Raw genomic sequence first — 24811 nt, forward strand, 5'->3', positions numbered from 1 at the left:
ACAAACGATAAACGATAAACTACTCTCATGCCCTGCGTGAACGATCTGATCAAGTGCCTCGACGAGGCGGTGGCCGGCGACTGCGGGAACGCATGTTGCCTCAAGGTGAAGGAGGTGCTCGAAGACGTGATCGCCTCGGGCCAGGACTTCATCGCGCCGGAGTTCCTCCAGCCGGTTCCTGAGTCGTACGCGCGCAGGCTGCTGCATCGCGACCCCCAGGGCCGCTACTCGGTGCTCGTGATGGTGTGGGACAAGGGCCAGGGCACGCCCATCCACGACCACGCCGGTATGTGGTGCTGCGAGTGCGTGTACCGAGGCCGCATCGAGGTGGTCTCCTACGACCGGGCGGGCGAGGGTTCCGGCGACACGGCCGAGTTCACCGAGGAGCAGCGCATCATGGCCGGCGTCGGCGAGGCCGGAGCGCTCATCCCCCCGTTCGACTACCACACGATCGAGAACATCGACGCCGAGCCGGCGATCACCATCCACGTGTACGGCGGCGACATGACCTGGTGCCACGCCTTCATCCCGGAAGACGGCCACTATCGCCGCGTAAGAAAAGAGTTGACGTTTACGGCTTGAGGCGTGGGGCGTGAGGCGTGAGGCGTGAGGGGTGAGGCGTGAATGGAACCCCCTCGCCACTCCCCCTTCCGAGGGGGAGGCAGTGAGCGTAGCGAACTGGGTGGGGGCTCCCGGGGGTCTGGGGGAGAGAGTTGACGTTCTCGGCGTGAGGCGTGGGGCGTGAATGGAACCCCCTCGCCCCTCTGGGGGAGAGGGGGCAGGGGGTGAGGGGCGCATTCCACAAGTGATGGTAGTCTAGTACCATGCCTCGAAACCGAGTTGCGCCTGCCTCAAGGCGTGCCAATGCCGCGCGCAAAGCCCCTTCCGCAGCAGAACGAGCTATGTGGGATATCCTTCGCGGCTCCCGCCTTGGATTCCGATTCAGGCGCGAGCACCCGATAGGACCGTATCGACTCGACTTCTATTGCCACGAGGCATTGCTCTGCGTTGAGATGGATGGGGAGCAGCATGACCACGCTCGTGATGCAAAGAGGGACATGAGACTTTCCGAGCACGGGATTCTTACGTATCGGATTCCGAATCGGAGCTTTTTCATGATCGATCGGGAGCCGTTTCGCGACGATGTCCGGGAGATTTTGAGACTGTGTGAAGAGAGGTCGGGGCGGCTTGCCCATGAGGGAAGGGAGTCGGGGAACCCCTCACCCCCTGCCCCCTCTCCCCCAGAGGGGCGAGGGGGTTCAGATCCTACCCAGGGGCGAGGGGGTTCAGATCCTACCCATGGGCGAGGGGGTTCAGATCCCACCCAGGGGCGAGGCGCCTCACGCCTCACGCTTCACGCTTCACGCCACAATAGGCCATGAGTGCGCCTACCGCTTTGATGCCTCGCTGGGACATGGAGATCGTGTTTCCCAGCCTCGATTCGCCTGAGTTTCGCGCGGCTTACGATGCCTGGTGCGGATCGCTGGACGCGCTGGGTGCGTTGTTCGATCGGCATGACGTGCGGGCGGGATCCGCGGCGACGCCTGATGCCTTCGGTGAGGTGGTCGACGCGTACAACGCGGTGCTCACCGAGGTCCAGCCGATCCGGGCCTTTGTCCACGCGTTCGTCACGACCGACTCGCGGAACGACTTGGCGAAGGAGTGGATGAGCCGGCTGGAGGGGAAGGGCGTGGCGCTGGGCAAGCTGGGCACGCGGTTCACGGCTTGGACCGGGTCGCAGGACGTCGAGGCGCTCATCCAGGCCTCCCCGACCGCCAAGGCGCACGCGTTCGCCCTGCGCAAGGCGCGCACCGCCGCCGAGCACCTCATGGCGCCTTCGGAAGAGGATCTGGCCGCCGACCTGAGCCTTAGCGGCGGCAATGCGTGGGCAAAGCTCCACGGCACCGTCTCGTCGCAAATCGAGGTCGAAATCGACGGCGAGGCGCGGCCCATGAGTGCGATCCGCAACCTCGCGTACGACGCCGACCGGGACGTGCGCCGCACCGCCTACGAAGCGGAACTGAAAGCTTGGCGATTGTGGGACGCGCCTCTGGCCGCGGCGATGAACGGGGTGAAGGGCGAAGTGGGCACGCTCGCAGAGCGGCGGGGGTGGTCGCCGCTCGACTCCGCCCTCTTCTTCGCGCACATCGACCGCGAGACGCTGGACGCGATGCTCGGCGCGGCCCGTGCATCGTTCCCCGATTTCCGTCGCTACCTGCGCGCCAAGGCGAAGTTCCTGGGCCTCGAGCGCCTCGCATGGTACGACCTGTTCGCCCCGACCGGCAAGAGCGGCCGGAAGTGGTCGTACTTCGAGGGCGAGCGGTTTGTGGCCGAGCAGTTTGGGACGTACTCTCCCAAACTGAGAGGATTCGCGGAGCGGGCGTTCGCGGAGAGGTGGGTCGATGCCGAACCTCGCCCCGGCAAGCGCGACGGCGCGTTCTGCATGGGCGTTCGGCGCGACGAGTCGCGCGTGCTGATGAACTACAAGGAGGCCTTCGGCGCCGTCAGCACCCTGGCGCACGAGCTGGGACACGCCTACCACAACGTCTGCCTCGCCGCGCGTACGCCGCTGCAGAAAGCCACCCCCATGACCCTCGCCGAGACGGCATCGATCTTCTGCGAGACGATCGTGCGCCAAGCCGCGTTGCAAGAGGGGAGCCGGGACGACCAGTTCGACATCCTCGAGGCGATGCTCCAAGGCGCATGCCAGATCGTGGTCGATATCACGAGCCGGTTCGATTTCGAGTGCGCCGTGTTCGAGCGACGCTCCGAACGCGAGCTCTCCGCCGCCGAACTGTGCGAGCTGATGCTCGAAGCCCAGCGTGGAACCTACGGCGACGGCCTCGATCCCGACTTCCTGCACCCCTACATGTGGGCGATGAAGCCGCACTACTACAGCGCGGGTCGCTCGTTCTACAACTTCCCGTACATGTTCGGGATGCTGTTCGGCCTCGGCCTCTACGAGGTGTACCGCCAGGACCCCGACGCGTTTCGCGAAGGCTACGACGACCTTCTGTCCTCGACGGGCCTCGACGACGCCGCGACCCTCGCCCAGAGGTTCGGCATCGACATCCACTCGCGCGCGTTCTGGGAAGCAGGACTCCAGTCGATCGCCACGGACATCGACCGGTTTGAATCGTTGAGTGTCGGGAGTTAGGCGTTGGAATCCCACACGTTGCGTCTCTGCGTCCTCTGCGTGAGTCTTCACCGCGGGGCGGTTGGTTGTGAGTGTTGAAGGCGCTGCCGTTTGACAGCCTGGCCCTAGCCGCCGCGGTGGGGGAGTTGAAGGCGTGGGAAGGCGCGAAGGTGCAGAAGGCCGTCCAGCCGGACGAGCACACGTTGCTGCTCGAGCTGTACGGGGCCCCCGGCGCGACCGTCCTGTTGCTGAGCTGGCACCCGCAATTTGCTCGCGCCCACGCAGGGGCGCGCTGGCGCAAAGGGCTGACCCCGCCGCCAGGCTTCTGCGCGGCCTTCCGCGCGCGGGTGGTGGACGGTCGCATCTCGGGGGTGCGCCAGGTCGGATTCGACCGCATTCTCGAAATCGACATCGAGCACGAGGAGGGGAAGCACCGCATCGTCGCCGAGCTGATGGGCAAGCACGCGAACGTAATGCTCGTGGGGCCCGACAAGCGCATCGTGGTGGCCGCCAAGCACGTCCCCGCGTCCAAGAGCTCCCGTCCCGTTGTGGCCGGACACCCGTATGCGAAGCCGCCCTTTCCGCCCCGGCCGCCTCTTTGGAAAGCCCAACCTGGCGACGACCTCCGAGAGTTCGAGGGCGCCTCGCCGTTTCTAGTGAAGCTGCTCGCGGCGCGGTCGGAACCCGCTTCGGTGGTGGGAGAGTGGGTGCGCGGCGGGTTCTCGCCGGTGACGTCCCCCGGTTGCGGCGCCTATCCGGTTTCGGTGGCGGCGCTGGGATACGAGGAGGCGCCGATCGGAGACGGGCCCGCCCCGTTCGGGGAGGCCCTCGCCCGACACTTTGCCACCGCGGCCGCGCACCAGGAGGCCGAGCAGAGGCGCGCGAGTCTGCTCGCCCGGCTCGATCGCGTCCAGATTGCCCGCGAGGCCGCCCTCTCCGACCTCGCGCAGGCGCTCGATGCGGCGGCCAAGGCCGACAAGCTGCAGCGTCAAGCCGAGCTGATCCTAGCGTACGGCCCGTCGCTGCCCGAAGGCTCTTCGGTTCTCGAAACGCACGACTACGAAGGGAACCCGATCACGATCCGCCTCGATCCGGAGAAGAGCTACGTCGAAAACGCCGAGACGTTGTTTCACAAGGCGAAGAAGGCCAAGGGTGCGAAGGACACGGTGGCCGATCAGAGAAAGCGCCTGGCGGAGGACCTCCGGGAGCTGCTCGCGTTTCGGACCCACGTGGAAACGGCCGAGGGCCCCGAGGCCCTGCGCACCCTCGAGGAGGAGGCGACCAAACGCCGTTGGCTCCACTCGCAGCGGGTCGCCACGCACGTCAAGGAGGACCGTCCGCACGAGGGGCACCGCGTCCGGGAACTTCTGGGCCCGAACGGGTACCGGGTCCTGTACGGCGAGAACGCGACGTCGAACGATTACGTGACCCACCGGCTGGCCCGACCGAACGATTTGTGGCTCCACATCCGCGGCTCGACGTCGGCACACGTCGTGATCGTGACGGGCGGCAAGCCAGAGAAGGTTGGTCCGGAGGTGCTTCGATTCGCCGCCGAAATCGCCGTGAAGAACAGCCCGAGCAAGCACTCCAAATACGTGCCCGTGGACTGGACGCTGAAGAAGTACGTGCGCAAGCCGCGGGGCGCCCCCGCGGGCACCGCGCTCTACACGCACGAGAAAACCCTCCACGTAGGCTAAGGACCAAGGACCAAGGACGAAGAACGAATCACCGCTCCTCCCGCCCGCACGCCGGTGGGCTTGCCGTTCGCCAAGGCCAGCGAACCGTCCACGAGCACGTAGCGCACGCCCGTGCTCAGGGCCGTGGGGTCTGCCGCAGTGGCATGGTCGATGATGGTGGCGGGGTCGAACACCACGAGGTCGGCGTACGCGCCGACGCGGACGACGCCGCGGTCCGAAAGGTGGAAGGTTTGGGCGGGAAGGGAGGTCATCTTGCGGATGGCTTCTTGGAGGGAAAGCACGTGTCGCTCGCGCACGAAACGGCCGAGGACCCGCGGGAACGAGCCTGCGCCGCGTGGGTGCGTGCCTCCGAGCTGGCCGTCGGAAGAGAACATGATCCGCGGGTGGCGCACGAACGTCTCGAGGTCCTCCTCGGTCATGGCTGTCACCGCGACACTCTCCTCGCCGGAACCGCCCTCGCCGTGCGTCTTCTGCAGGACCTCCTGGACGATCGCGATGGCGTCGCGTCCGGTCGTCGCGGCGATCTCGGCGAGGGTCTTTCCGACCCACGTCTTCTCGTGCGTGTAGTTGGTGAGGCGGACGTTTTGCGGTCCGCCGACGTCGGCGAACGACTTGACCCAGATCTCCCGCTTCTCCCACTCGCGGCTGGGCGTGAGCGCGGCCGCGGTGGACTGCCAGAACACGTACGGGTAGACGTCGGCGGTGAGGCGCGGACCCAGGAGCGCCGTGGCGCGGGACGCCTTGCCCCACACGGCGGCGGAGCCGAGTTTGATGTGCGAGATTTGGGCGGGAAGATTCCCCTCGCGCGAAATGCGGCGCAGTTCGTCGAACGCCTCGAACGCCTTGTCTGCCTCGTCGCGCACGTGGCTGATGTACATCCCGCCGAAGGGAGAGGCCGCCTTGGCAAGCGCGACCAGCTCCTCGGTGTTGGAGTAGTAGCCGGGGTCGTACTCCAGGCCCGACGACAGCCCGAGCGCGCCCGCCCTCATGTCCGCCTCCACGAGGGCCTGCATCCGGACGATCTCCTCGGGAGTTGCCGCGCGTTTGTACTCTTCGCCCAGGACCTTGCGCCGGATGCCTCCGTGGCCGGAGAAGAGGGCGAAGTGGATCGCGGGCTTGACTGAGTTCAGGTGCGCGATCTGGTCGGCGACGGGCGCGGACCAGGCGCCGTCTTGGCCCACCACGGCGGTGGTGATTCCTTGGGTGAGCTGACTTTCCGCCAGGGGGTCTTTTTCGATGCCCCCGTCGGCGTGGGAGTGCGCATCGATGAAACCGGGGGCGACCACGAGCCCCTTGGCGAGCAGGATCCGGTCACCGACGCGGTCGCTCAGACGGGGCGCGATGGCGACGATGCGGTCGCCCTCGATCCTCACATCCGCGACGTAGGGAAGACCGCCAAGCCCGTCGACGACCGTGCCGCCGCGGATCAGCGTGCCGGTGGACACGAGGGTGAGGGCAAGGAGGGACAGCATGGTTCTACGCTACCACGGGCAGTTCGCTGCGCTCACAGCCCCTCACCCCCTGCCCCCTCTCCCCCAGAGGGGCGAGGGGGTTTCTTGGCTCAGCCACAGCCTCTCCCCCAGAGGGGCGAGGGGCTCCGGACCTCCAACGACCAACGACCAACGACCAACGACAAACGACCAGCGCCCCCTACTCCCCGCCTGCATCCTCGATCCAGGCTCGCAGGATCTCCGCGACGCTCCAGGCTTGCCAGGGGCAGCCGCCGGGGCGGTGGGGCGAATCGCCGTCGTACACCTCGGCGATGCCGCCGAGGCCGTACTCCGACAGCATTTCGCGGGTGCCCTTCAGCACCCGCCTCGCCTCTAGGCGATCGCCCGTCAGCTTCACGAGCGCTGTCGCATAGGGGCCGATCAGCCACGGCCAGACCGTGCCCTGATGGTACGCCGCGTCCAGTTCGGACAGCGGGCCCTCGAAGCGGCCGTGGTAGCCGGAAGCCTTCGGGCCAAGGGTGCGCAGCCCGTAGGGAGTCAGGAGTTCCCGTTCGACCGTCTGCAGGGCCCTGACCGCATGCTCGCCCGTCGCAGGGGAGAAGGGCAGCGCCATCGCGAGGACCTGGTTGGGGCGCAGGGAGGCGTCGCTCGGATCCACCGTGTCGAGGTAGTGGCCCTGCGATTCGGACCAAAAGCGATCTCGAAACGAGGCCTCGGCCCGGTCGGCCAACGTGGCAAACGGTGTTGGGTCCTCGCCGAGCCGCTCGGCGAGCCACGCCGCAACGCGCAGGGCGTTGACCCAGAGCCCGTTGACTTCGACGGGCTTGCCATGCCTCGGGGTGACGACCCACTGTCCGACCTTGGCATCCATCCAGGTGAGCTGCACGCCGACTTCGCCTTGGCGCAGGAGGCCGTCCTTGGGGTCCACGCCGATTCCAAAGAGCGTGCCGCGCACGTGCCAGTCCACCACGTCGCGAATCGCCCGCATCATCTCGGCCGCCAGGTCGGGGTCCCACTCGCGATCCAGCGTCTTGTAGATCGCATTGACGAACCAGAGGGTCGCGTCCACGGTGTTGTACTCGGGCTGGCCGCCGTGCTCGACGAAGCGGTTGGGGATGAGGCCCTGGTGCATCTGGGACGCGTAGGCGCGCAGGATCGACCGCGCGTCCTCGACGTCTCCGCCGACCAGGCAGATGCCGGGGAGGGCGATCATCGTGTCTCGGCCCCAGTCCGTGAACCAGGGATATCCCGCGATCAGCGTCGATCGCTGGGGCGTCCGAACGACGAACCGGCGGCAAGCGTCGCGAAGCCATGGCGCGAGCAGGTGGGACGGCGCCTCGCTCGGCGCCTCGGTGGGTGTGCCGGGCGCCTCGAGGGTCGAGGCGACCAGAACCGCGTCCTCCCCGGGCAGGAGTTCCCACTTCAGTTCACACGGACAGTAGAGGTCCTGGCGTGCCTGAAGTCCCCTCTCCAGTTCGCGCATGTGCTCGAACCGGTAGTACCAACCCTGGACGGGAATGCGCTGGGCTCCCTCGTGGACGAGGTGGAGCGAGACGCCCCGATGCGTCAGAACGGTCTGGCCCTTGGGGAAGACGAGGTGGTCGGGGTACGCCTCGCTCGCTTCGAAATCGGCGTGGTGGGACCGGTGGCAGACCAAGGGGCGCAACGTGAGCTGGAACGGCTGCTCCCCGACGTTGGAGAAGGTGATGGCGGCGGTGTTTTCTCCCGGCACCATCTCGATCCGCTTGCGGACGATCGCCCCCGCGGCCTTCCAAACCCACTCCACGGAAGCGCCACACGAGAACGAGTCCAGGTAGAGGTATCCCCCAGGATTCAGCGCTCCCGGGTACTGGTTCGTCGAGATGCCGACCGGAGAGCCGTCGGTCTGGATATAGGCGTCGAGGTTCGCCAAGAGCAGCGTGCGGCCCGTCGGGGGTGTGATCGCCGCCACCAGGTGCCCATGGTAACGGCGCGTGTTGGCGCAGGATACGGTGCCCATCGCATACCCACCCAGACCGTTGGTGAGCAGCCATTCCCGGTTAGAGGCCAACTCGAAGTTCCGGCAAGCCGCCGCATCGAGGGTGTAGACCATCTCATCCCTAGTATGGGGGGACCGAAGAAGGTCCTGCACGGAACTGCGCAAATTGCCAGGGTCTTTCTGCGCGAGATGCGGCATAGAGCCCGTAGACCTGCGAGGCGGGAATCGGGAGAGGGGGAAGACAGATGGAGTTGTCGGAAGCAAAGGCGTACGAAGGGCAGCACCTCTCGCTCACCTGGCGGAACCGGAAGGGGGACGAGGTGACGCAAGTGGTGGACGTCGTTCAGGTGGCGTTCGTGCCCATGTACGGTCCGTGTTTCGTCACGGATGCCGGCAACATCGCGCTCGACCGCGTCGTTTCGCTGACCCCTCAGGCTCCGCTTCGACGCGCGGCGTAAGGAGCGTGATGATTCCGGGCTCGTGTTGCCGATGCACGCCCGTCGAGCGGGCGTGGCACCTCCTAGTGTCTCCTAGCTCCTCCGGGGCACCTCCCGAGCGGGCGTGGCACCTCCTAGTGCCTCCTTGCACCTCCGGGGCACTTTGAGAGCCCCGCTATTCTTGGTTCGTACGCCGCACTTTGCGGTTCTGGAGCGCTTCGACGAGGCGATCGATGCGCATGCGGAGGCCGAAGCGGTACTCGGACGGAATGTCGCGAAAAACCACGAACGCTTCGAAGCACCCCATCACCTGCGACGCGGAGTACTGACGGTCGATCCACGTGCGGGTCGAGGGATCCCACTTGGTCAGGTAGCTGAGTTTGCGCGGTCCGAGGGTGAGGTCGGCGCGCAGATGCACGCCTCGCGGTATCAGGAGCCTATCGGCCTCGAAGTCGGGAGTCCCGACCTCGACGGAATCCGAGTAGGCCACGCCGACAGTCAACCCGTTGGCGGGGTGGGCGACCACACCCACCAGCGCGCGGCCCCAACCGTAGGTCCTCACGTTCGAACCGAACAGCGAAGTGTCCACCCGAAAAACCCCTTCGAAACCCGGTCCCAGACTCCAAGGTTTCGGGCCCGCCGCAAGCGAGGTCGCGAAACGGGTTACTTGGTTGCCGCCGTCCTCGGCGATCTTTTGGAGGCGCGTGCTCACGGTGGCATCCCAGTTGCGGGCCTGCAATCCCACGTCCCAAGCAAATTCGAGCGGCTTGTCGAAAGTGCCGCCCGGGCGTCTCGCCACGGGGCTCTTGTTCCAGTACGAGCCCACGGACCAGGTGTTGCGGGGTTGGTGGAGCCGCGCCTGGCCCTGCTGCGGCGTGAGAACGGTGACGTTTTCGAAGTAGTCTCCTCGGAAGCGCTCGTCAAGGTCTGAGCTCGTCGTCAGCTTCGATCCCGACTCGGGAGGAACCGTGCTCTGGGCGAAGGCCAGTCCGTAACTGGGAAGGCGGGTCTTGAACGAGCTGAGGGAACCGGTGACGGCCGAGCTTTCGCCGATGAGGAACGTGCTGCTCCAAGTGACGCCGACGCCCTCTCCGGGTCTTTGCGAGATCGAAGGCGGATTCAGGCCGGTCGCGCGGCGATCGAGGCTGAACGTCGCACGGGGGAAGGTCGGCAGATTCGCCCCGAACACGCTGATGCGGGGTCGGTAGAGCACGCCGCGCCGGCCCGGCTCGATCACGACGCGCGGGGAACGGAGGCGGACGGGTGCATTCGGACCCTCGCAAGGGGTGCCTTCGGCGTCGATCAGCTCCCACCGCGTCGGCGAAATCACCAGCTTTTTCGCCCGGACCGAGAGGTCGAGCACCCGCATCTCGATGTTGGCCGCTTCGCCCGTCTTGTTCTTCCAGTCGAAGTGCAGGGAGTCGGCGTTCGCCGTGCCGTCGGGATCCACCAACACGACGTCGCCCTTGGCCTCGCCCCACCTCTCCCCCTCGGCCAGGTGCAGTTCGAGGGTCTTGGCGTGGATCGTCGTGGGGCCATAGCGAACCTCCACGCCGTCCGAGAACGTGGCGACTTGAGTCTCGAGGTCGACGGTCTTTCGGTGCCACGTGACCGTCAGCGTCTCGTCGATGCGCTCGACGCTGGGGGATTGGAGGAGGGAACAAGGCACGAACCAGGGCCACGCCACGGTTGGGCGAGTGTACCGTTCGCCGCATGCGGAGCCTCGACGGCAGGATCCGAACAGTTTGGGCCTTTCGACCCGTCGTGATATAGTAGGAGCCAAAGCAGATGGTCGATGCAAAAATGCTCTCCATACCGATTGATCCCGCGGCCCTCGAGCTGCACTGGGTCGCCCGTTGCCGCGAAGGCGACGAAACGGCGCTTGGTTACCTGATCGATCGGCACCGCCAGCGCCTCGTGCGCACGGCGACCAACCTCTTGCGCGATCGCCACGAGGCGGAAGATGTCGCCCAAGAGGCGTTTCTGAAGGCTTTCCGGGAACTGGGGCGCCTTCGTGAAGACCGCGCGTTCTCGGGCTACTTGTATCGCATCTGCGTCCGACTCTGCATGGATCGCCTGCGCCTGAAGCGGGCTGAACCCGCCGAGTTGGAGGCCGTCCAGCCCCACGAGGGTGGAAGCGTCGAAAACCGGGTCGTGATCGAGAAGGTGCTCAATCAGTTGCCTTACGATTTGCGAACGACCCTGGTGTTGCGCGAGATCGAGCAGCTTTCCTACGAGGAAGTGGCGGACGTGATGCGCGTTCCGATCGGGACCGTGCGTTCGAGGCTCCACACCGCGCGCGAGCGTTTTCGCGTGCTCTGGCTGGAGGCCATGGCCGAGTGAAGAGCCGTTTGTTCGGTTGTTCGAAATTCCGTAGGCTCACCAGCGATCGTATGGACCGATCGCTGTCGAGCGGCCAACTGCGTTTCCTCGACCGCCACCGCGCCGTTTGCAGCGTCTGCGCGCGCGCCGAGGAGGAGGCGCACGACGCCTTGAAGATGCTGCGCCTCGCGATCCTCGAGCCGGAATCCGATCCCGGATTCGGCCATCGCGTGCTGCGCCGCGCGCGGGTCCAGTCCGTGCGAGCCAAGTTCGGCTACTGGTCGCCCGCGGTGTTCGGCGCGGCGATCGCAGGCATCGCCATCCTCGCTGCGCTCCAGATGATCGCCAACTCGTCCCATCTGCCGGCCATCCGCGTGCCTGGCGCCAATGGGCCGGAGATGACCCGTCGCGATCCTGTGTTCCCGCGCCTCGACACCACGGTTCGCGCCGTGCGATGAGCCGTGCCGCGAGGGCGTACTTCGGCGCCATGCTGGGCGCCCTCCTGACCCTGTTCTGGCATCCGATTTCGCGCCCCTTCCTCTGGAACGGCTTCTCGCACTGGGGGGCGTCCGCCGTCGCGCGCAGCACCCCCCTGATCGCGGGCAATTTGGTGCGGCTGCCGGTCCCGAAGAGCGAACTCGATGCCAGCCTCTGGCTCCAGGCGGGATCGGAGCGCCTGTGGGTGCATCGGCCCCCCAGCGACGCGGACAGGGAGAATCTGGTCCTCGTCGCCCGAAACGCCGCCGTGCATGAGCCCGAGAACGCCTATTGGCGCCAGATGGAGGCTGTGTTCCTCGGATCGCTCGGCCGCCAGGAGGAGGCTCGCAAGGCGTGGGTGCAGGCTGCCAAGGCGGTGCGTTGGAACGACTACCAGAGCGTCCGCCTCCTCGGGGTTCGGGAAGAGCTGGCGCGCGAGGAGGGCTCGCGCCTTGCGTGGCAGCTCGCGTTCGCCCTCCGGCTGCGCTCCTCCGCAAACGCGCAGGCCATTCGTTCGTTTTCGCGCCAGGTCGTAAGCGGTACCGATCTCGTGAGCCCCGCGGGCCTGGAGACGCGCTGGGCGAGCGTGATGAACGCACGCCTCATGCGCGATGGCGCGCGTTCGATCGAGACCGGCCAAACCGCGGCCGAGATGATGGAGGCCGCGTCCCATCCGGCGGGGCTGCCCGTCGCCCGAAGCCACCGCGTGCTGCTGCTGGCGCGCTACGACCTCATCAACGCGTTGATGGCGGCGGGGATGAGCGAGCGGTCCAACCAGGTGAACCGGGCGTACGACTCCAACGACTCGTGGATCGCTCTGACGCGCAGAGTCGACACTCAAGAGTTCGCGGACATGAGCATTCTGGGCGCGCTGGCGACCGCAACCGTGCCCAGCGCCCTGCTTGCCGTAGCCGCCCTCGGCGCGATCCTCTGGATGGTCGGCACGATCGTCCATCGCAGCGCGGTGGTGCGCCAACTCCTGGCACCCCCCGCCGCGCCCGCGTTGGGAGTGGTCTTCGCCGTGTTGGCCTATCTCGCGACGGGCTTGGTCCTCGCGGCGATCGCCGTCGTGCTCTGCTTCGCGTTCCTCGTGTTTACTCCGCCGCGCGTTCGCAGCCTGACGCCCGATGAGTTGGGTCCGCTCTTCCGCTTCATCCTCGCCCTGTTGGGAATGGCGATCGCCTCGACGTTCGGCGCGTTCATCGCGAGCCTTTCGACACCCGCCTGCGAGCTTCTCTTCTTGATCGGAGTCCCTCGCGAGTACTACGGGGGATCGACCCTGTTCCTCGGCCTTTCGGGCATCGTGCTCGGGCTGTTGCTCTTGATCTCGCCGGGGTGGGCGCTCGCGCAGCGCATCGCCACGCCCAAGGTGGTCGGCGTGGCGATGCGCGATCTCGGCTGCGGGTTGTGCGCCGTCTGCCTCGGGCTCGCCGTGGTCTCCGCTCCGGCTGCCGTGTATGCTGACCGAGTATTGAACCAGAACCTCCAGATGCTGGTCGAAAACGAGCCGAACTACCACCTTCTCCAATGAACCCCTCCACCCGGTCCACCATCGAGGAACTCGCCCAGCGACGGGTCTCGCTGGTGGAGGAGTTGCCGCACAATCCCTCCGGTCTCGAGTGGTGCGCGCAGCACACGCGCATCTGCGACGCGGTCGTACGCGTCGTATTCGAGGGGGTTTGCGAGGCGGTCCAAGGCGTCTCCAAGATCGCGGTGGTGGCGACGGGAGGCTACGGAAGGTCCGAGCTCGCGCCGTACTCCGACATCGACCTCACCGTCGTCCCCGGAGACGAGTCGGACAAGGGGATCGACGCGTTCGTCCGGAGTCTGTTCACGGACCTTCACGAGGCGTTCGGCAGCATGCTGAAACTCGAGGTGGGCTATGCGTTCCGCCTGGTGAACGACGCTGCGGGCCTCGACGCCCAGTCGAGGACCGGATTGTTGGACGCCCGCCGCATCGCGGGGGCTTCGGAGCCGATCGACCGGCTGCTCGAAGTGCTGTGGGAGAGCATGCCCGCGGGGCAGTTCCTGCTCGCCAAGATCCGCGAGCGGAACGCGGCCTTCAAGCGCTACCACGACACGCCGCTGGTGGTGGAGCCGCATTTGAAGGAGGGTGCCGGGGGCATGCGCTGTTTCCAGTGCGCGAACTGGATCCGCGCGGCCATCGGCGAACGGCCGGCTCTGCCCACGCGGGCGTACGAGCACGTCGTCCGGTTTCGGAACCTCCTCCACGCCGCGGCGGGCAAGAAGCAAGATCTGCTCACGCGCCAGCGCCAAGCCGAGATCGCCGATACGCTTGGCCAGGACCTGTACGCGATGATGTCGGCGCTTGTGGATTCAGCCTCCTCGCTGCACCTGGAGTACCAGCGCGCCGTCGACTCGCTGGCGCACTCCCGGTTCTGGGTGAGCCCCGGCGTGCTCGCGGTCAGAGGCGAGGCGCGTGTCTCTGGGGATGCGACGATGAGCGAGGCCGCGGCCGGCGTCGCGATCGCCACCCAGTTGGGTCTCGAGGTGTCCGATCTTCCGACCCTCGCGAAGGACGAGGTGAACGGCGCGGAAGCCCGGTACGCGGTCTGCTCCGGGGAAGCGACGCTGCGCAACCTCGAACGGTGCGGCCTTCTCATGCGCATTTTGCCCGAGCTGGCGCGGTGCCGCGTGGTCATGCCGCGCGACGCGACCCACGCCTTCACAGTGTACGAGCACACGATCCGCGTGGTCCGCTCGCTGGCCTCCCTCGCGCCGGGTTCGTTTCTCGGGGACCTCATGGACGGGCTGCACGATCCCCAGCCCCTCCTTTTGGCGGCCCTGCTGCACGATGTCGGGAAGATCGACGAGAGTCGCCCCCACGCCGAAACCGGGGAGGCGATCGCGCGCGAGGTGTGCGCGCGATGGGAGGTGGCGGACGACGACACGGAGACCGTGGCGTGGCTGGTGGGCCAGCACCTGCTGATGTCGCTCTTCCTCCGCATGCGCGACATCCAGAACCCGCAGACCGCGCTCGAATTCGCCGCGCACGTCAAGGACCGCGAGCGGCTCGACATGCTGACCCTGCTCACGTGGGCGGACACCCGTTCGGTGGGCGAGGGCGTGTGGACCGCCGCGCAGGAGCACATGCTCGAGGAGCTGCACACGCGGGTCGTACAGGTGCTGGATGGCGACGCGCCTTCGGCTCCCGATCCCGCGATGTACCGCCGCAGGCTGTTGCGCGAGCTGAGGCACGAGGACATTCCCGAGAGCGAGGTCAAGGAGTTCGTCGAGAGCCTGCCCGCGCACTACTTGATCAGCACGCCCCCGGAGGTGGTCCGGCTCCACATCGGATTCGAACGCCGGGCGCGCTCGGGGGAATCGATCGTCTCGTTCCACCACGAACCCGAGTTGGGATCGACCGAACTGACCGTGTGCGCCCCGGACGCGGCCGGCCTGCTGAGCAAGGTGCTGGGCGTGCTCTACGCGTTCGATGTGAGCCTGCACGGCATCCGCGCCAGCACCACACGGACCGATAAGCCCGTGGCGGTGGACCAGTTCGCCACGAGCTTTGGCGAGCGGCCGATTCCTCCGGGCACGTGCCGGGAACTCGCCGTCTCGCTCAAGCGCGTCATCGAGGGGGAGGAGGACGTCTCGGAACTGCTGCGCAGGAGGGGCAAGGACCCCGAGCGCCTGCAGCGTTCGTTTACCTTCACCTACCTGCCGGGCACGCCGGGGATCATGGAGGTGCGTGCGCCGCGAGGCAAGGGAATGGCGTACCGTTTTTGCAATCTCATCACGAAAGCGGGCTGGAACATTGTCTCCGCCAGGGTGGGGCAATGGGCCGGACGGGGTGCCGCGGCCTTCTACATCCTGGGCCCGGAAGATCGCGAGCTTTCACGCGAAGAGGTCGAGGCCGTGGTGGGTCGGCAGGTATAGTCGTCTTCGCCCTATGAAGGTCGTGATTTTCGGTTGTGGACGCACTGGCTCGTCCCTCGGACTCCAACTCGCGTCGCGTGGCCACTACGTGACGATCATCGAGCAAAACCCGTCGGCGCTGCGCCGGCTGGGCAAGGATCACGGTTGCCACATCATCATCGGCAGCGGGCTGGACGAGGACATCCTGAACAAGGCGGGGATCGAGGAAGCGGACGCGTTCTTCGCGGTGACCCGGGGGGACAACACCAACCTCATGGCCGCCCAAATCGTGAAGTTGGACCACAACGTTCCCCGAGTCTGCGTGAAGGTCGCCGATCCCTTGCGCGCGGAGGCGTACCGGAATCTGGGGTTCTTCTGCATCACTCCGAGCGCGCTTACGGCGGGCTACATGCGCGACTGGTTCACCGAACAGCCGCTGGAGGCGATCAGCGAGTACAACGTCCTCCCCAAGGAGTTGGAGATCTAGATGTATTCGATTCTTGTGGGAGGCGGCAATGTCGGGCTGGCGCTGGCCAAGCGGCTCTTGGGCAACAACTACGAGATTTTGCTCTTGGAGAAGGATCCCGTGCAGGCGGAGCGGCTCGCGGCGCTCATCGGCGAATCCAACGTCGCCGTGGGTGACGGCTGCGAAATGCTCGTTCAGAAGGAGATCGGGTTTGGACGCGCCGACGTCGTGATCGCCGTGACGGGCGAGGATGAAGACAACCTCGTCGTGTGCCAGATGGCCAAGGTCGTGTGGAACGTGGACCGCGTGCTCGCGCGGGTCAACGATCCTGCGCACGAGTCGATCTTCACGCGGATCGGCATCGACGACACCGTGTCCGCGACGGGCATCATCTACTCGCTGCTCGAGCAGCAAATCATGTCCGACACCGTGTTGCCCGTGGGTGCGCTGGGCCGCGGCAACATCGAGGTCATGGAGATCAAGCTGAGCAACCGCTCGCCCGCCGTCAACAAGCGCGTCCGCGAACTGCGTCTGCCGCTGCAGACGAACATCGTGTGGGTCATCCGGGGCGACCAGGGGATCTCCGTGGACGGAGACACCGAGCTGCTTGCGGGCGACATGGTGGTCGCCTTGGTTCCGCGGGACGGAGCCGAAGAGCTGCGTGACGCGCTCGTTCCCCAGAAGCCCTAGGTTTCTGCACGGACGAGAGGCAGTGCAACGCGGAGGCGTGCGCCCTGATCGCTCGGCTCGACGCGAATCGAGCCACCCCTCGCCTCGAGAAGCTGTCGGCAGACCGCCAACCCGATCCCGGCTCCTCCCCACGCGCGGTTGCGACTGTCGTCGACGCGCACGAAGCGCCCGAACACCTCGTTGGAAAATCCGGCGGGGATGCCCGGACCGTCGTCCTCCACCACCACCGTGGCTTGGTCTCCCTCGGCGGCCGCCTCCACCCGCACGCTTCCGCCTTGACCGGTGAAGCGAGCTGCGTTGTCCAGCAGGTTGTCGACCACGATCCGCAGTTCGTCGGGCTCGATCACCACGATGAGCCCCTCAGGTGGCAACTGGACCAAGAGGGACACCCCCCGAGCTTCCAGCCGGGAACGCCAAGGGCCGAGAATGTCGGCCAGCGCTCCGGCAAGGTCGATCGGGCCCGCATCGGAAACCGTCCGCCGGGCCGTTCGAAGGAGGGACTCGATCGTGCGCGCCATGCGCTGGACCTCGTGCAGCAGTTCTACATGGGAGTCGCTGTACTCCTGTGGCGTCCTGGCTTTCAAGAGCGTCGTCTCGATGCGTGTTTGCATCAGCGCCAGGGGCGTGCGAAGCTCGTGGGCGGCATCGACGGCAAACCTCTCTTCGCGTTCAATCGTCTCCTGGATCCGGTCCAGCATGGCGTTGAGCTGCCTTGCGAAGGCGCCGAACTCCGCCTCGTCGTCCGTGCTCAGCCGCGCGCCCAGGTCCGCGCCCTCGATCGCCGACGCCTGCGCGGTCATCCGCAGCAGGGGACGGAACACGGCTTGGGCCGCTATCCAGGTGGCCGTTCCCACGAGTACCGAGAGGGGAAGCCACAGGAGGGTGAGGACCCAGCCAAGGTTGCGGGAAGAGGCGCGGGAAGCGCGGAGATCGAGTCCAACGACCAGCGAGCCCCCGTTCCACGGCTTCCCGATCGACAGTGTGGTTCCGTCAACGAGGGAGCCAACGACGGGTTTGAGGGCAAGGTTGCCGATCTGATCGCCGGCCGCGCCTCCGGGGCCGAAGAGAGCCGCCGACACGAGCGGGTGGGCGCTTCGAAGCTCGGAGAATTCGAGTGCCGGACTGCCCTCTTGGGTCAGCAGCTCCAAGGTCGCCCGCAGCTCCCGTTCGGCACGGACGTCGTCTGAGCGCCGACTGATCCAGAAGACTCCGGCGAACAGCAGGGCCAGGACGAGAGCCGCCGTTCCCGTGGCGACCGCCGCGAGGCGGGCGCGGTGGCTAAGCTTCAACTGGCACCAGCGCGTAGCCCCTGTGTCGGATCGTTTGAATCAAACGCGGCTCGCCAGCGGCCTCGGTCTTCATGCGCAGGTACCGCACATAGACTTCGACGATGTTGGTGTTTGGCGCGTCCGGGTCCTTCCAGACCTCGCGAAGGAGGGCGCGTTTCGAGACAGGTCTTCCGGAGTGCTTCATGAGCTGCTCCAGGAGACGAAACTCGGTGTCCGAGAGGTTGAGTTCGCGTTCGCCTCGGCGTGCAATCCGGTTGCGCACGTCCAGGAGCAGATCGGCGCTTTGAAGGAGGTCCTTGTGTGCTGCTTCGCGCCTCAACAGCGCCCGCACGCGGGCGAGCAGCTCGTCCAGGTGGAACGGCTTGGCTAGGTAGTCGTCCGCGCCGAGGTCGAGGCCTTTGACACGGTCTGGAAACTCACCGCGCGCGGACAAGAAGAGGACCGGAACGTCGAGTCCACCTCGTCGAATGCGACGGACGAGTTCGAATCCGTTCATCACCGGCATCATCACATCGGCCACGATGGCATCGCAGTCGGCGGCCAACGGTAGCGCGAGCGCCCCGTTGGCCGCTGTGAGCACCTCGTAGCCCGACTCCTCAAGCGCTTGCTCGAGCAGTCGGGCCATTTGGGCTTCGTCTTCGACGATCAGGATGCGTTTCAAGCCGATTACTCGCCTCCGCCACCCTCCTCCGAGGTTGTCACCACCTTACCGGTCTTGGCGTCGACGTCGACTCCCATCACCTTGTGGTTGGCCGTGACCACGTCCATATCCCAGATCAGGGCGCCGCTCTTGGTCTTCTCGAGCTTGGCTTCGTTGACGTACCCCGCGACCTTCTTGGTTGCCGCGGCGGCGGCCTGGGAGATGGTCACCCGCGCCGTGAGGCCCGTGTTGGGCGCCTCGGCCTGCTCGGGACCCTCTTCCTCTTCCTCCTCCTTTTGCTGCTGCTTTTGCTGCACCTTGGTTTTGGCGTTGTGGGCAGTGGTCCCCTGCTGCGCCCAAACCAGGCTGGTTCCGAGGCCCGAGACGGCCAGCACGCCGACGGCAGCGAGTAGGATCGATTGTGTTCTCTTGTTCATGGTTGTAATCTCCAGGTTGGGTTCGCACCCGAGTCATTCAACCACCGGGCCGACGCCTGTGAGCTTGGAAGTCGCTCAGGTGGACAGGGGAGGAGGGAAGGTTGCTGAGACGATTCTCAGCGGCCCCGAAGCGGGAATGAGGTTTGGTTCAACCACGTGATACGACGATCCCTTCTAGTCTTGGTTGCCGCGGTTTGGGCGGGCACGGGTCTGGCGCAGGACGCACCGCTCTGGACGCCACAGATGGCGGTCCGTCTGGCGATGGAGCACCGGGCGCTGGTCCGAGCGGCGGGCCACCGCCTCAGTGAAGCACGCCGTCTTCGGGTGTCGGCCGGGGCGTACCCGGCGACGCGCATCGAGGCGGGCGACGGCACTCGGCCGGACGTCGGAGGCGGGGAAGATCTGGCGGTGTTCCAGCCGATCGACGCCTTTGGCAAAGTCGGAGCGTCGCGTGCGGCTGCGGAGGCCGCTTTCGTCGAGGCGCGCGCGGACTACCGGCAGCAGCTTCTCGACGTCCAGCACGAGGCTCTGGTCGCATATGCGAACCTGGCATCGGCCCAGGGGCTCGCCTCGGCGGCCAGGGAGCAACTGGAGGTCGCCCGAGCCCTCGCCGCCGCCACACGGCGACGCATCGAGGCCGGTTCGCTGCCGGAGTCGCAGGAGGCCCGAGCCGCGCTCGAGCTCCTTCGCGCGCAGCAGGTCGTGACGGATCGCGATGCGGCCCTCCTTGCCGCAAGAGCGAGGTTTGCGGCGGCGACCGGGATCGAGGAGAAGGAGGTTCCGACCGCACGGACCGCAGGCCTCGTCGCCCTGCCCGAGCCCTCGGGGGAACCTCTCGCCGAGCGCCCGGACCTGGCCGTGTTGGCCGCACGGCTGCAGGGCGCCCAAGCGGAAGCCCGTGCCGCAGGCCTCGAGTTGGCGCCCGACTTCGAGATCCAGGCGCGTCGAAACCCCTGGTCCACCGATGAGACCTACGGAGTTCGTCTCCAGCTCACGATGCCTCTGTGGGACCACGGAGCGTCTCGGGCGCGGCGGCAGGCCGCGCGTTCCGGTGAGGCGGCCTCGCTGGCGGAGCTTGAAGACCGTCGCGCAGGTGCGCTCGGGGAGCTCCGTGCGGCCGAGCTGGAGGTGGCCGCCGCGCACGCGTCCGTGGCCTCCTACGAACAGATCGTGGCGACGGCGAGGGAGATGCTCGCAAGAGAGCAGCGCGGCTACGAACTGGGCGTTGGAACGCTCGTGGACGTTCTCGATGCGCGGCGCGCCCTTGGCGAAGTGCTCGAGTCGCTCGTGGATGCCCGGTACCGGGAAGATCTTGCGATCGAGGGGCTCCTCGACGCACGGGGGCATTTGGTGGAGGAACCGAAGGCATGAAGTTGGGGTGGATGGTCGGTGGATTGGCGCTGCTGGGCAGCTTTGGGTGTGGGAAACCCCCAGAGGAGGCCGCCACGGAGGCGCCCCCCGTGGAAGTGGCCTTTGCGACCGCCGAGCAGGGGGTCGTGCGGGAGACCGTGTCGCTTGACGGCAGGTTTGCGCCCACCGAGGGGTCCGTGGCCATGTTGGCCCCGACCGTTGCGGGCCGATTGGTGAAGGTGCTCGTACGCGAAGGCGATTCCGTTCGGGCGGGGCAACTGCTGGCGCAGGTGGATACGAACGTCCAAGCGCAGGAGGCGCGCAGCGCCGAAGGAGCCGCCTCGGCCGCCAAGGAGCAGGCCACCTCTTCCGCATTGACGCTCGAGGCGTCTCGAGTCCAGCAGCAAGCTGCGCTGGACACGGCCCGACTCGCGCTCGCCGCCGCGGTCGCCGAACGCGACGCCGATGTGAGGCAGGCGGCGCTCGAGTTGGAGAAGCTGCGCTCCGGCGCCCGGCCGCAGGAGATCGCGCAAGCCGAACAGGCGGTGCTTCAAGCCAAGGTCCAGCGCGATCGGGCCAAGGCCGAGGCCGATCGGGACCAGCAACTGATCGGGGAAGGTTATGTGTCGAAGCAGCAGGCCGAGGCGTCCCAGGCCGCTTACCTGACCGCCGAATCCGCGTACAAGCAAGCGCAGCAGCAGCTTGATCTGCTTCGCGCAGGGGCGAGGAGGGAGGATATCCAGGCGGCGGAAGCCCGGTTGGAGGCGGCCCGGACGGTGGGCTCCAAACGTGTGGAGCAGGCGCAGGCGGCCGTCCGCGAAGCCGAGGCGGGCGCGCTGTCCGCGAAGGCTCTGGCCCGAGAGGCCGCGGCCGCGCGCTTCGGCGCGACGGAGAAGCAGGCCGGAGCCTCGGCGGCACGGGCCACCCAGCAGCTCGGGGAGGTTCGCGCTCCGTTTGCGGGCCGGGTGAGCCGCCGGTTCCTCGCTTCGGGCGACCAGGCCGAACCCGGCACGCCCGTCTTCGAGATCGCGGCGCCGGGCGCCCGAACGGACTTCGTCGCCTCGGCGACACCGGAAGAGGCGGCCCGCCTCTCGATCGGCATGCGCGTCCTCTTTCCAGGCAAGCCGGGCCTAGCTGGCACGGTGGCCTCGGTGGGGCAGCCTGATGCCGAGTCCGGGATGATCCCCGTGCGGGTGCGGTGCGGCGCAGCCGGAGAGTCGGCGGGCGCGTTTGCCTCGGCGCGTATCGTGGTGGCCGTTCACTCCGATGTCGTGCGCGTGCCGCGCGAGTCGGTGCTGACCCAGGAGTCTGCTCCCGTGGTCTTCCGTGTCGAGAACGGAGTCGCCCACCGCCTGGAGGTCGAGGTCGGCCCCGAGGATGACGGTTGGGTGGAGATCAAGAAGGGGCTGGTCGCAGGGGACGTCTTGGTCCTGATCGGCCAACACGAACTGGCCGACGGGGCGAAGGTGGTGGCCCAGCCGCCGGCCGAGGGCACAGGCTCGTGACGCTGGCCGCTTGGGCGGTCCGGCACGTGAAGCCCATCGTCTTCACGACGGTGGTGCTGTGTGCGGCGGGGATCGCGAGCTACACGACGTTTCCAGTCTCGATCTTGCCCGAGGTGAGCTTCCCCCGCGTCGTGGCGATCGCCGAGGCGGGAGAGCGCCCGACCCCCTCGATGCAGGCGTCGATCACCCGCCCGCTCGAGGAGGCGATGACGACGATCCCGGACGTGCGCCGCATCCGTTCGAAGACGCAGCGCGGCTCGACCGAGATCTCCGTGGATTTCGCCCCCGGCACGGATGTGATCGTGGCCGAGCAGTTGATGAACGCGAAGGTCAACGAAGCACGCCCCGACCTTCCCCCGGAAACGCGCACCGAAGTGGAGCGCATGAACCCGACGGTGTTTCCCGTGCTTGGGCTCACGATCAGCTCGCCCTCGCTCTCCCAAGCCAGCCTTTGGAACCTCGCGACGTACACGATCAAACCCAGGCTCGCAAGGGCCGAAGGCGTGGCGCGCGTCGTGGTGCAGGGCGGCCGCATGCCCGAGATCGAGGTGTCCGTGCGCCCGGAGGCCCTGGCCGCGGCCGGGCTGAGCCTCTCCGAAGTCGTCGACGCGATCGACGCCCAGAACGGGCTGCATGCCGTCGGGCGCCTCGATCGCGAGTTCAAGCAGTACCAGGTCACCGTCACCGGCGAGGCCACCAACGCCGCCGAGATCGGCGAAATGGTGGTCGCCGAGAGGGGAGGCAAGCCCCTTCACGTGCGGGAACTGGCCGACGTGGCGATGGCGGTCGAGGATCGCACGACGATCGTGTCGGCCAACGGGTCCGAGTCGGTGCTGATCAACATCATCCGACAACCCACCGCGAACAGCGTGGCGATGGTGGACGCCGTGCACCAAGAGCTGGCCGCGTTGAAGTCCGAGCTTCCACCCGACGCCGTGGTCGGGACGTTCTACGACCAGTCGATCCTCGTCAAGGAGGCGGTGGGCAGCGTGCGCGACGCGGTGCTGATCGGCGCCGTGCTTTCGGTGTTCGTCCTGATGCTGTTCCTACGGGACCTGCGCGCGACCGTGGTCACGGCGGCGATCATTCCCGCAACGCTGCTCATCACGTTCCTGCTGATGCGGCTGGCCGGGATGACCCTGAACCTGATGACGCTCGGCGCATTGGCGGTGGGAGTGGGTTTGGTGATCGACGATGCGATCGTGGTGGTGGAGAGCGTGGTGCGCCACTTCGCGGTGACCTCGACCGTCGCCGAGGCGGTGCGCGCCGCGTCGACGCAGATCGCGGCCCCGATGGTGTCCTCGACACTGACCACGGTGGTGGTCTTCTTGCCGCTCGCGTTCCTGAAGGGCGTCGAAGGCGCGTTCTTCTCGGCCCTGGCCGTCACGTTGAGCCTCGCGTTGATGGTCTCGCTGATCTTGGCGCTCTGCGTGAGCCCGAGCCTCTGCGCGGCGTTTCTCAAGCGCGCGGGTCCGGAGCGCGAGTCGGGTTTGGGCCGGCTGCAGCACCATTACGGGGCCTTGCTGAACTGGACGTTGGCGCGCAAGTGGGTGGTGGCGCCGGTGATCCTGGCGACGGCCCTGGGTACGTGGTGGATCGGCTCGCGACTGGAGACGGGCTTCATGCCGGCGATGGACGAAGGCTCGTTCGTCCTGGACTACTGGACGCCCCCTGGCACCGCGCTCGAGGAGAGCGATCGCCTGCTCAAGAAGATTGACGCGATTTTGCTGGACACGCCGGAGATCCAAACGTTCTCGCGGCGGACAGGAACGGAGCTGGGGTTCATGATCACCGAGCCCAACACGGGCGACTACGCGGTGATGCTCAAGCAGGGCTCGCGCCGGCATATCGAGGACGTGATCGCGGACATCCGGGCCCGAGTGGAAGAGGACCTTCCCGGGATGGAGGTGGAGTTCATCCAGGTGCTGCAGGACCTCATCGGCGATCTGGCGGGCAACCCGGAGCCGATCGAGGTGAAGCTGTTCGGCGAGGACAAGGCCGCCGTTGAAGGAGCCGCGGTGAAGCTCGCGGACCGTCTCGGGCAGGAGCCCGGGATCGTCGACATCAATCCGGGTTTGACCGAATCAGGCCCCGAGATCGTGTTCGACCTCGACCCCGCGGCGGTGGGGCGCCTGGGCATGATCGCCGAGTCCATCGCCGGGCAGGCCGAGGCCGCGATGCTGGGGACCGTGGCGACGAACGTGCGCATGGGGGACCGTTTGGTTCCAGTCCGTGTGCGCTTGCCGATGCGGTCGCGGTCCAGTTTGGCGGCGATCGAACGGCTGCTGATCGTGACTCCCAAGGGGCGCGTGCCGTTGAGCCGTTTGGGAACCGCGCGCATCATTTCCGGAACGACGCAAGACGCCCGGGAAGACCAACGCCGTCTGGTGGGGGTCACCGCGCGCATGGAGGGGATCGACCTCGGAACCGCGGTTCGGGAAGTGAGGCACTCGCTGTCCCAGATGAGCCTGCCGCCCGGTGTCACCGCGGTGCTCGCGGGCCAGTTCCAGAGCCAGCAAGAGTCGTTTCGCAACCTCGCGGTGGTTCTGGGTGCGGCCATCCTGCTCGTCTATCTGGTGATGCTTTTCCAGTTCAAGAGCTTTGGCCCTCCAGGCGTCATCCTGGTGCTGATGCCGCTCTCGCTGTTCGGCGCGGTCCTCGCGCTTGGGCTCACGCACACGCCGCTCAACGTTTCCTCGTTCATGGGAGTGATCATGCTCGCGGGGATCGTTGTGAAGAACGGCATCTTGCTGCTCGACCGAGCCCAGCGGGCGATCGACGGAGGCATGCCCGTTGGCCAGGCGGTCGTGGAGGCGGGCGAGCACCGTCTACGCCCCATCTTGATGACAACGCTCACCGCCATCCTGGGGCTCGTGCCCCTGGCGCTTGGGATCGGGGCTGGCGCGGAGATGCAGCAGCCTCTCGCCATCGCGGTGATCGGCGGCCTCGCGTTCAGCACCGTGCTCACGCTGGTCATCGGCCCCGCGCTCTTCGCGTCGTTGCCCCGGGGGCGTTAGAATTTTCACGCAAGGAACGCAATGATCGCAAAGTGGG

The 24811-nt window shown here is 66.9% G+C and carries 19 protein-coding genes; 13 read left to right on the top strand and 6 right to left on the bottom strand.

The annotated features are described in order from the left end of the window. Positions 1-27: 27 nt before the first annotated feature. The 3 genes from M9921_08785 (at position 28) to M9921_08795 (ending at position 4833) form a co-directional block, all read left to right on the top strand. On the top strand, positions 28-582 hold the full coding sequence (locus tag M9921_08785) for a cysteine dioxygenase family protein (protein ID MCO5296939.1): 555 nt from the start codon (positions 28-30) through the stop codon (positions 580-582). A 796-nt stretch (positions 583-1378) separates the two neighbouring features. Further along, positions 1379-3157 carry a M3 family oligoendopeptidase gene (locus tag M9921_08790; GenBank protein ID MCO5296940.1) on the top strand — a complete coding sequence of 593 codons (1779 nt, stop codon included), beginning with the start codon at positions 1379-1381 and terminating at the stop codon, positions 3155-3157. A 71-nt stretch (positions 3158-3228) separates the two neighbouring features. Beyond that, positions 3229-4833: an NFACT family protein gene (locus M9921_08795; GenBank protein MCO5296941.1), complete on the top strand. Its 1605-nt coding sequence runs from the start codon at positions 3229-3231 to the stop codon at positions 4831-4833. Here M9921_08795 and M9921_08800 read toward each other — a convergent pair. Further along, positions 4830-6305: a D-aminoacylase gene (locus tag M9921_08800; protein MCO5296942.1), complete on the bottom strand. Its 1476-nt coding sequence runs from the start codon at positions 6303-6305 to the stop codon at positions 4830-4832. The two genes, M9921_08795 and M9921_08800, sit on opposite strands and share 4 nt — an antisense overlap. Before the next feature lie 178 nt (positions 6306-6483). Beyond that, positions 6484-8376, bottom strand: a complete 1893-nt coding sequence (locus M9921_08805; protein ID MCO5296943.1) for an amylo-alpha-1,6-glucosidase — start codon at positions 8374-8376, stop codon at positions 6484-6486. A gap of 131 nt (positions 8377-8507) precedes the next feature. Between M9921_08805 and M9921_08810 the strand changes: the two genes are divergently transcribed. Further along, the gene (locus M9921_08810; GenBank protein MCO5296944.1) at positions 8508-8720 is read left to right on the top strand and encodes a hypothetical protein; all 213 of its coding nucleotides are present in this window, start codon (positions 8508-8510) and stop codon (positions 8718-8720) included. A gap of 154 nt (positions 8721-8874) precedes the next feature. Here the strand turns inward: M9921_08810 and M9921_08815 are convergent, their stop codons facing one another. Continuing rightward, positions 8875-10386 (bottom strand): hypothetical protein, encoded by a 1512-nt coding sequence (locus M9921_08815; protein MCO5296945.1) that lies wholly within the window; start codon positions 10384-10386, stop codon positions 8875-8877. Positions 10387-10487: 101 nt separating this feature from the next. On the opposite strand from M9921_08815, the gene M9921_08820 reads away from it, so the two are divergent. The 6 genes from M9921_08820 to M9921_08845 are packed head-to-tail and all read left to right on the top strand — an operon-like array spanning position 10488 to position 16536. After that, positions 10488-11042 (top strand): sigma-70 family RNA polymerase sigma factor, encoded by a 555-nt coding sequence (locus tag M9921_08820; GenBank protein ID MCO5296946.1) that lies wholly within the window; start codon positions 10488-10490, stop codon positions 11040-11042. A gap of 50 nt (positions 11043-11092) precedes the next feature. Then, a complete protein-coding gene (locus M9921_08825) occupies positions 11093-11479 on the top strand; it encodes a hypothetical protein (GenBank protein MCO5296947.1) in 387 nt (128 codons plus the stop codon). Beyond that, positions 11476-13029: a hypothetical protein gene (locus tag M9921_08830; GenBank protein MCO5296948.1), complete on the top strand. Its 1554-nt coding sequence runs from the start codon at positions 11476-11478 to the stop codon at positions 13027-13029. The genes M9921_08825 and M9921_08830 overlap by 4 nt, the downstream gene beginning before the upstream one ends. Further along, positions 13026-15401, top strand: a complete 2376-nt coding sequence (locus tag M9921_08835) for an HD domain-containing protein (GenBank protein ID MCO5296949.1) — start codon at positions 13026-13028, stop codon at positions 15399-15401. Before M9921_08830 ends, M9921_08835 begins: the two co-directional genes overlap by 4 nt. A gap of 13 nt (positions 15402-15414) precedes the next feature. Further along, positions 15415-15867: a TrkA family potassium uptake protein gene (locus M9921_08840; GenBank protein MCO5296950.1), complete on the top strand. Its 453-nt coding sequence runs from the start codon at positions 15415-15417 to the stop codon at positions 15865-15867. Then, the gene (locus M9921_08845) at positions 15868-16536 is read left to right on the top strand and encodes a TrkA family potassium uptake protein (GenBank protein MCO5296951.1); all 669 of its coding nucleotides are present in this window, start codon (positions 15868-15870) and stop codon (positions 16534-16536) included. On the opposite strand, the gene M9921_08850 is transcribed toward M9921_08845, so the two are convergent. From M9921_08850 to M9921_08860, 3 genes are read right to left on the bottom strand one after another with little or no spacing between them, the layout of a single operon-like run. After that, positions 16533-17825, bottom strand: a complete 1293-nt coding sequence (locus M9921_08850) for an ATP-binding protein (GenBank protein ID MCO5296952.1) — start codon at positions 17823-17825, stop codon at positions 16533-16535. The genes M9921_08845 and M9921_08850 overlap by 4 nt on opposite strands. Continuing rightward, entirely contained in the window at positions 17815-18486 is a 672-nt protein-coding gene (locus tag M9921_08855) for a response regulator transcription factor (GenBank protein ID MCO5296953.1), read from the bottom strand. Before M9921_08855 ends, M9921_08850 begins: the two co-directional genes overlap by 11 nt. Before the next feature lie 5 nt (positions 18487-18491). Continuing rightward, a complete protein-coding gene (locus tag M9921_08860; GenBank protein MCO5296954.1) occupies positions 18492-18902 on the bottom strand; it encodes a PepSY domain-containing protein in 411 nt (136 codons plus the stop codon). 180 nt (positions 18903-19082) lie between these two features. Here M9921_08860 and M9921_08865 point away from each other — a divergent pair, with 180 nt between their 5' ends. The 3 genes from M9921_08865 to M9921_08875 are packed head-to-tail and all read left to right on the top strand — an operon-like array spanning position 19083 to position 24774. Continuing rightward, positions 19083-20273 carry a TolC family protein gene (locus M9921_08865; GenBank protein MCO5296955.1) on the top strand — a complete coding sequence of 397 codons (1191 nt, stop codon included), beginning with the start codon at positions 19083-19085 and terminating at the stop codon, positions 20271-20273. After that, a complete protein-coding gene (locus tag M9921_08870; protein ID MCO5296956.1) occupies positions 20270-21757 on the top strand; it encodes an efflux RND transporter periplasmic adaptor subunit in 1488 nt (495 codons plus the stop codon). Before M9921_08865 ends, M9921_08870 begins: the two co-directional genes overlap by 4 nt. Next, the gene (locus M9921_08875) at positions 21754-24774 is read left to right on the top strand and encodes an efflux RND transporter permease subunit (protein MCO5296957.1); all 3021 of its coding nucleotides are present in this window, start codon (positions 21754-21756) and stop codon (positions 24772-24774) included. The genes M9921_08870 and M9921_08875 overlap by 4 nt, the downstream gene beginning before the upstream one ends. The last annotated feature ends 37 nt before the right edge of the window (positions 24775-24811 follow it).

The sequence above is a fragment of the Fimbriimonadaceae bacterium genome, assembly GCA_023957775.1.
Classification (GTDB): domain Bacteria; phylum Armatimonadota; class Fimbriimonadia; order Fimbriimonadales; family Fimbriimonadaceae; genus JAMLGR01.

Excerpts from the sequence above, each read along its gene's own strand:
- M9921_08785 (MCO5296939.1), top strand. The coding sequence starts at position 28 with ATGCCCTGCGTGAACGATCTGATCAAGTGCCTCGACGAGGCGGTGGCC.
- M9921_08790 (MCO5296940.1), top strand. The coding sequence starts at position 1,379 with ATGAGTGCGCCTACCGCTTTGATGCCTCGCTGGGACATGGAGATCGTG.
- M9921_08800 (MCO5296942.1), bottom strand. The coding sequence starts at position 6,305 with ATGCTGTCCCTCCTTGCCCTCACCCTCGTGTCCACCGGCACGCTGATC.
- M9921_08805 (MCO5296943.1), bottom strand. The coding sequence starts at position 8,376 with ATGGTCTACACCCTCGATGCGGCGGCTTGCCGGAACTTCGAGTTGGCC.
- M9921_08810 (MCO5296944.1), top strand. The coding sequence starts at position 8,508 with ATGGAGTTGTCGGAAGCAAAGGCGTACGAAGGGCAGCACCTCTCGCTC.
- M9921_08820 (MCO5296946.1), top strand. The coding sequence starts at position 10,488 with ATGGTCGATGCAAAAATGCTCTCCATACCGATTGATCCCGCGGCCCTC.
- M9921_08825 (MCO5296947.1), top strand. The coding sequence starts at position 11,093 with ATGGACCGATCGCTGTCGAGCGGCCAACTGCGTTTCCTCGACCGCCAC.
- M9921_08830 (MCO5296948.1), top strand. The coding sequence starts at position 11,476 with ATGAGCCGTGCCGCGAGGGCGTACTTCGGCGCCATGCTGGGCGCCCTC.
- M9921_08835 (MCO5296949.1), top strand. The coding sequence starts at position 13,026 with ATGAACCCCTCCACCCGGTCCACCATCGAGGAACTCGCCCAGCGACGG.
- M9921_08840 (MCO5296950.1), top strand. The coding sequence starts at position 15,415 with ATGAAGGTCGTGATTTTCGGTTGTGGACGCACTGGCTCGTCCCTCGGA.
- M9921_08845 (MCO5296951.1), top strand. The coding sequence starts at position 15,868 with ATGTATTCGATTCTTGTGGGAGGCGGCAATGTCGGGCTGGCGCTGGCC.
- M9921_08860 (MCO5296954.1), bottom strand. The coding sequence starts at position 18,902 with ATGAACAAGAGAACACAATCGATCCTACTCGCTGCCGTCGGCGTGCTG.
- M9921_08870 (MCO5296956.1), top strand. The coding sequence starts at position 20,270 with ATGAAGTTGGGGTGGATGGTCGGTGGATTGGCGCTGCTGGGCAGCTTT.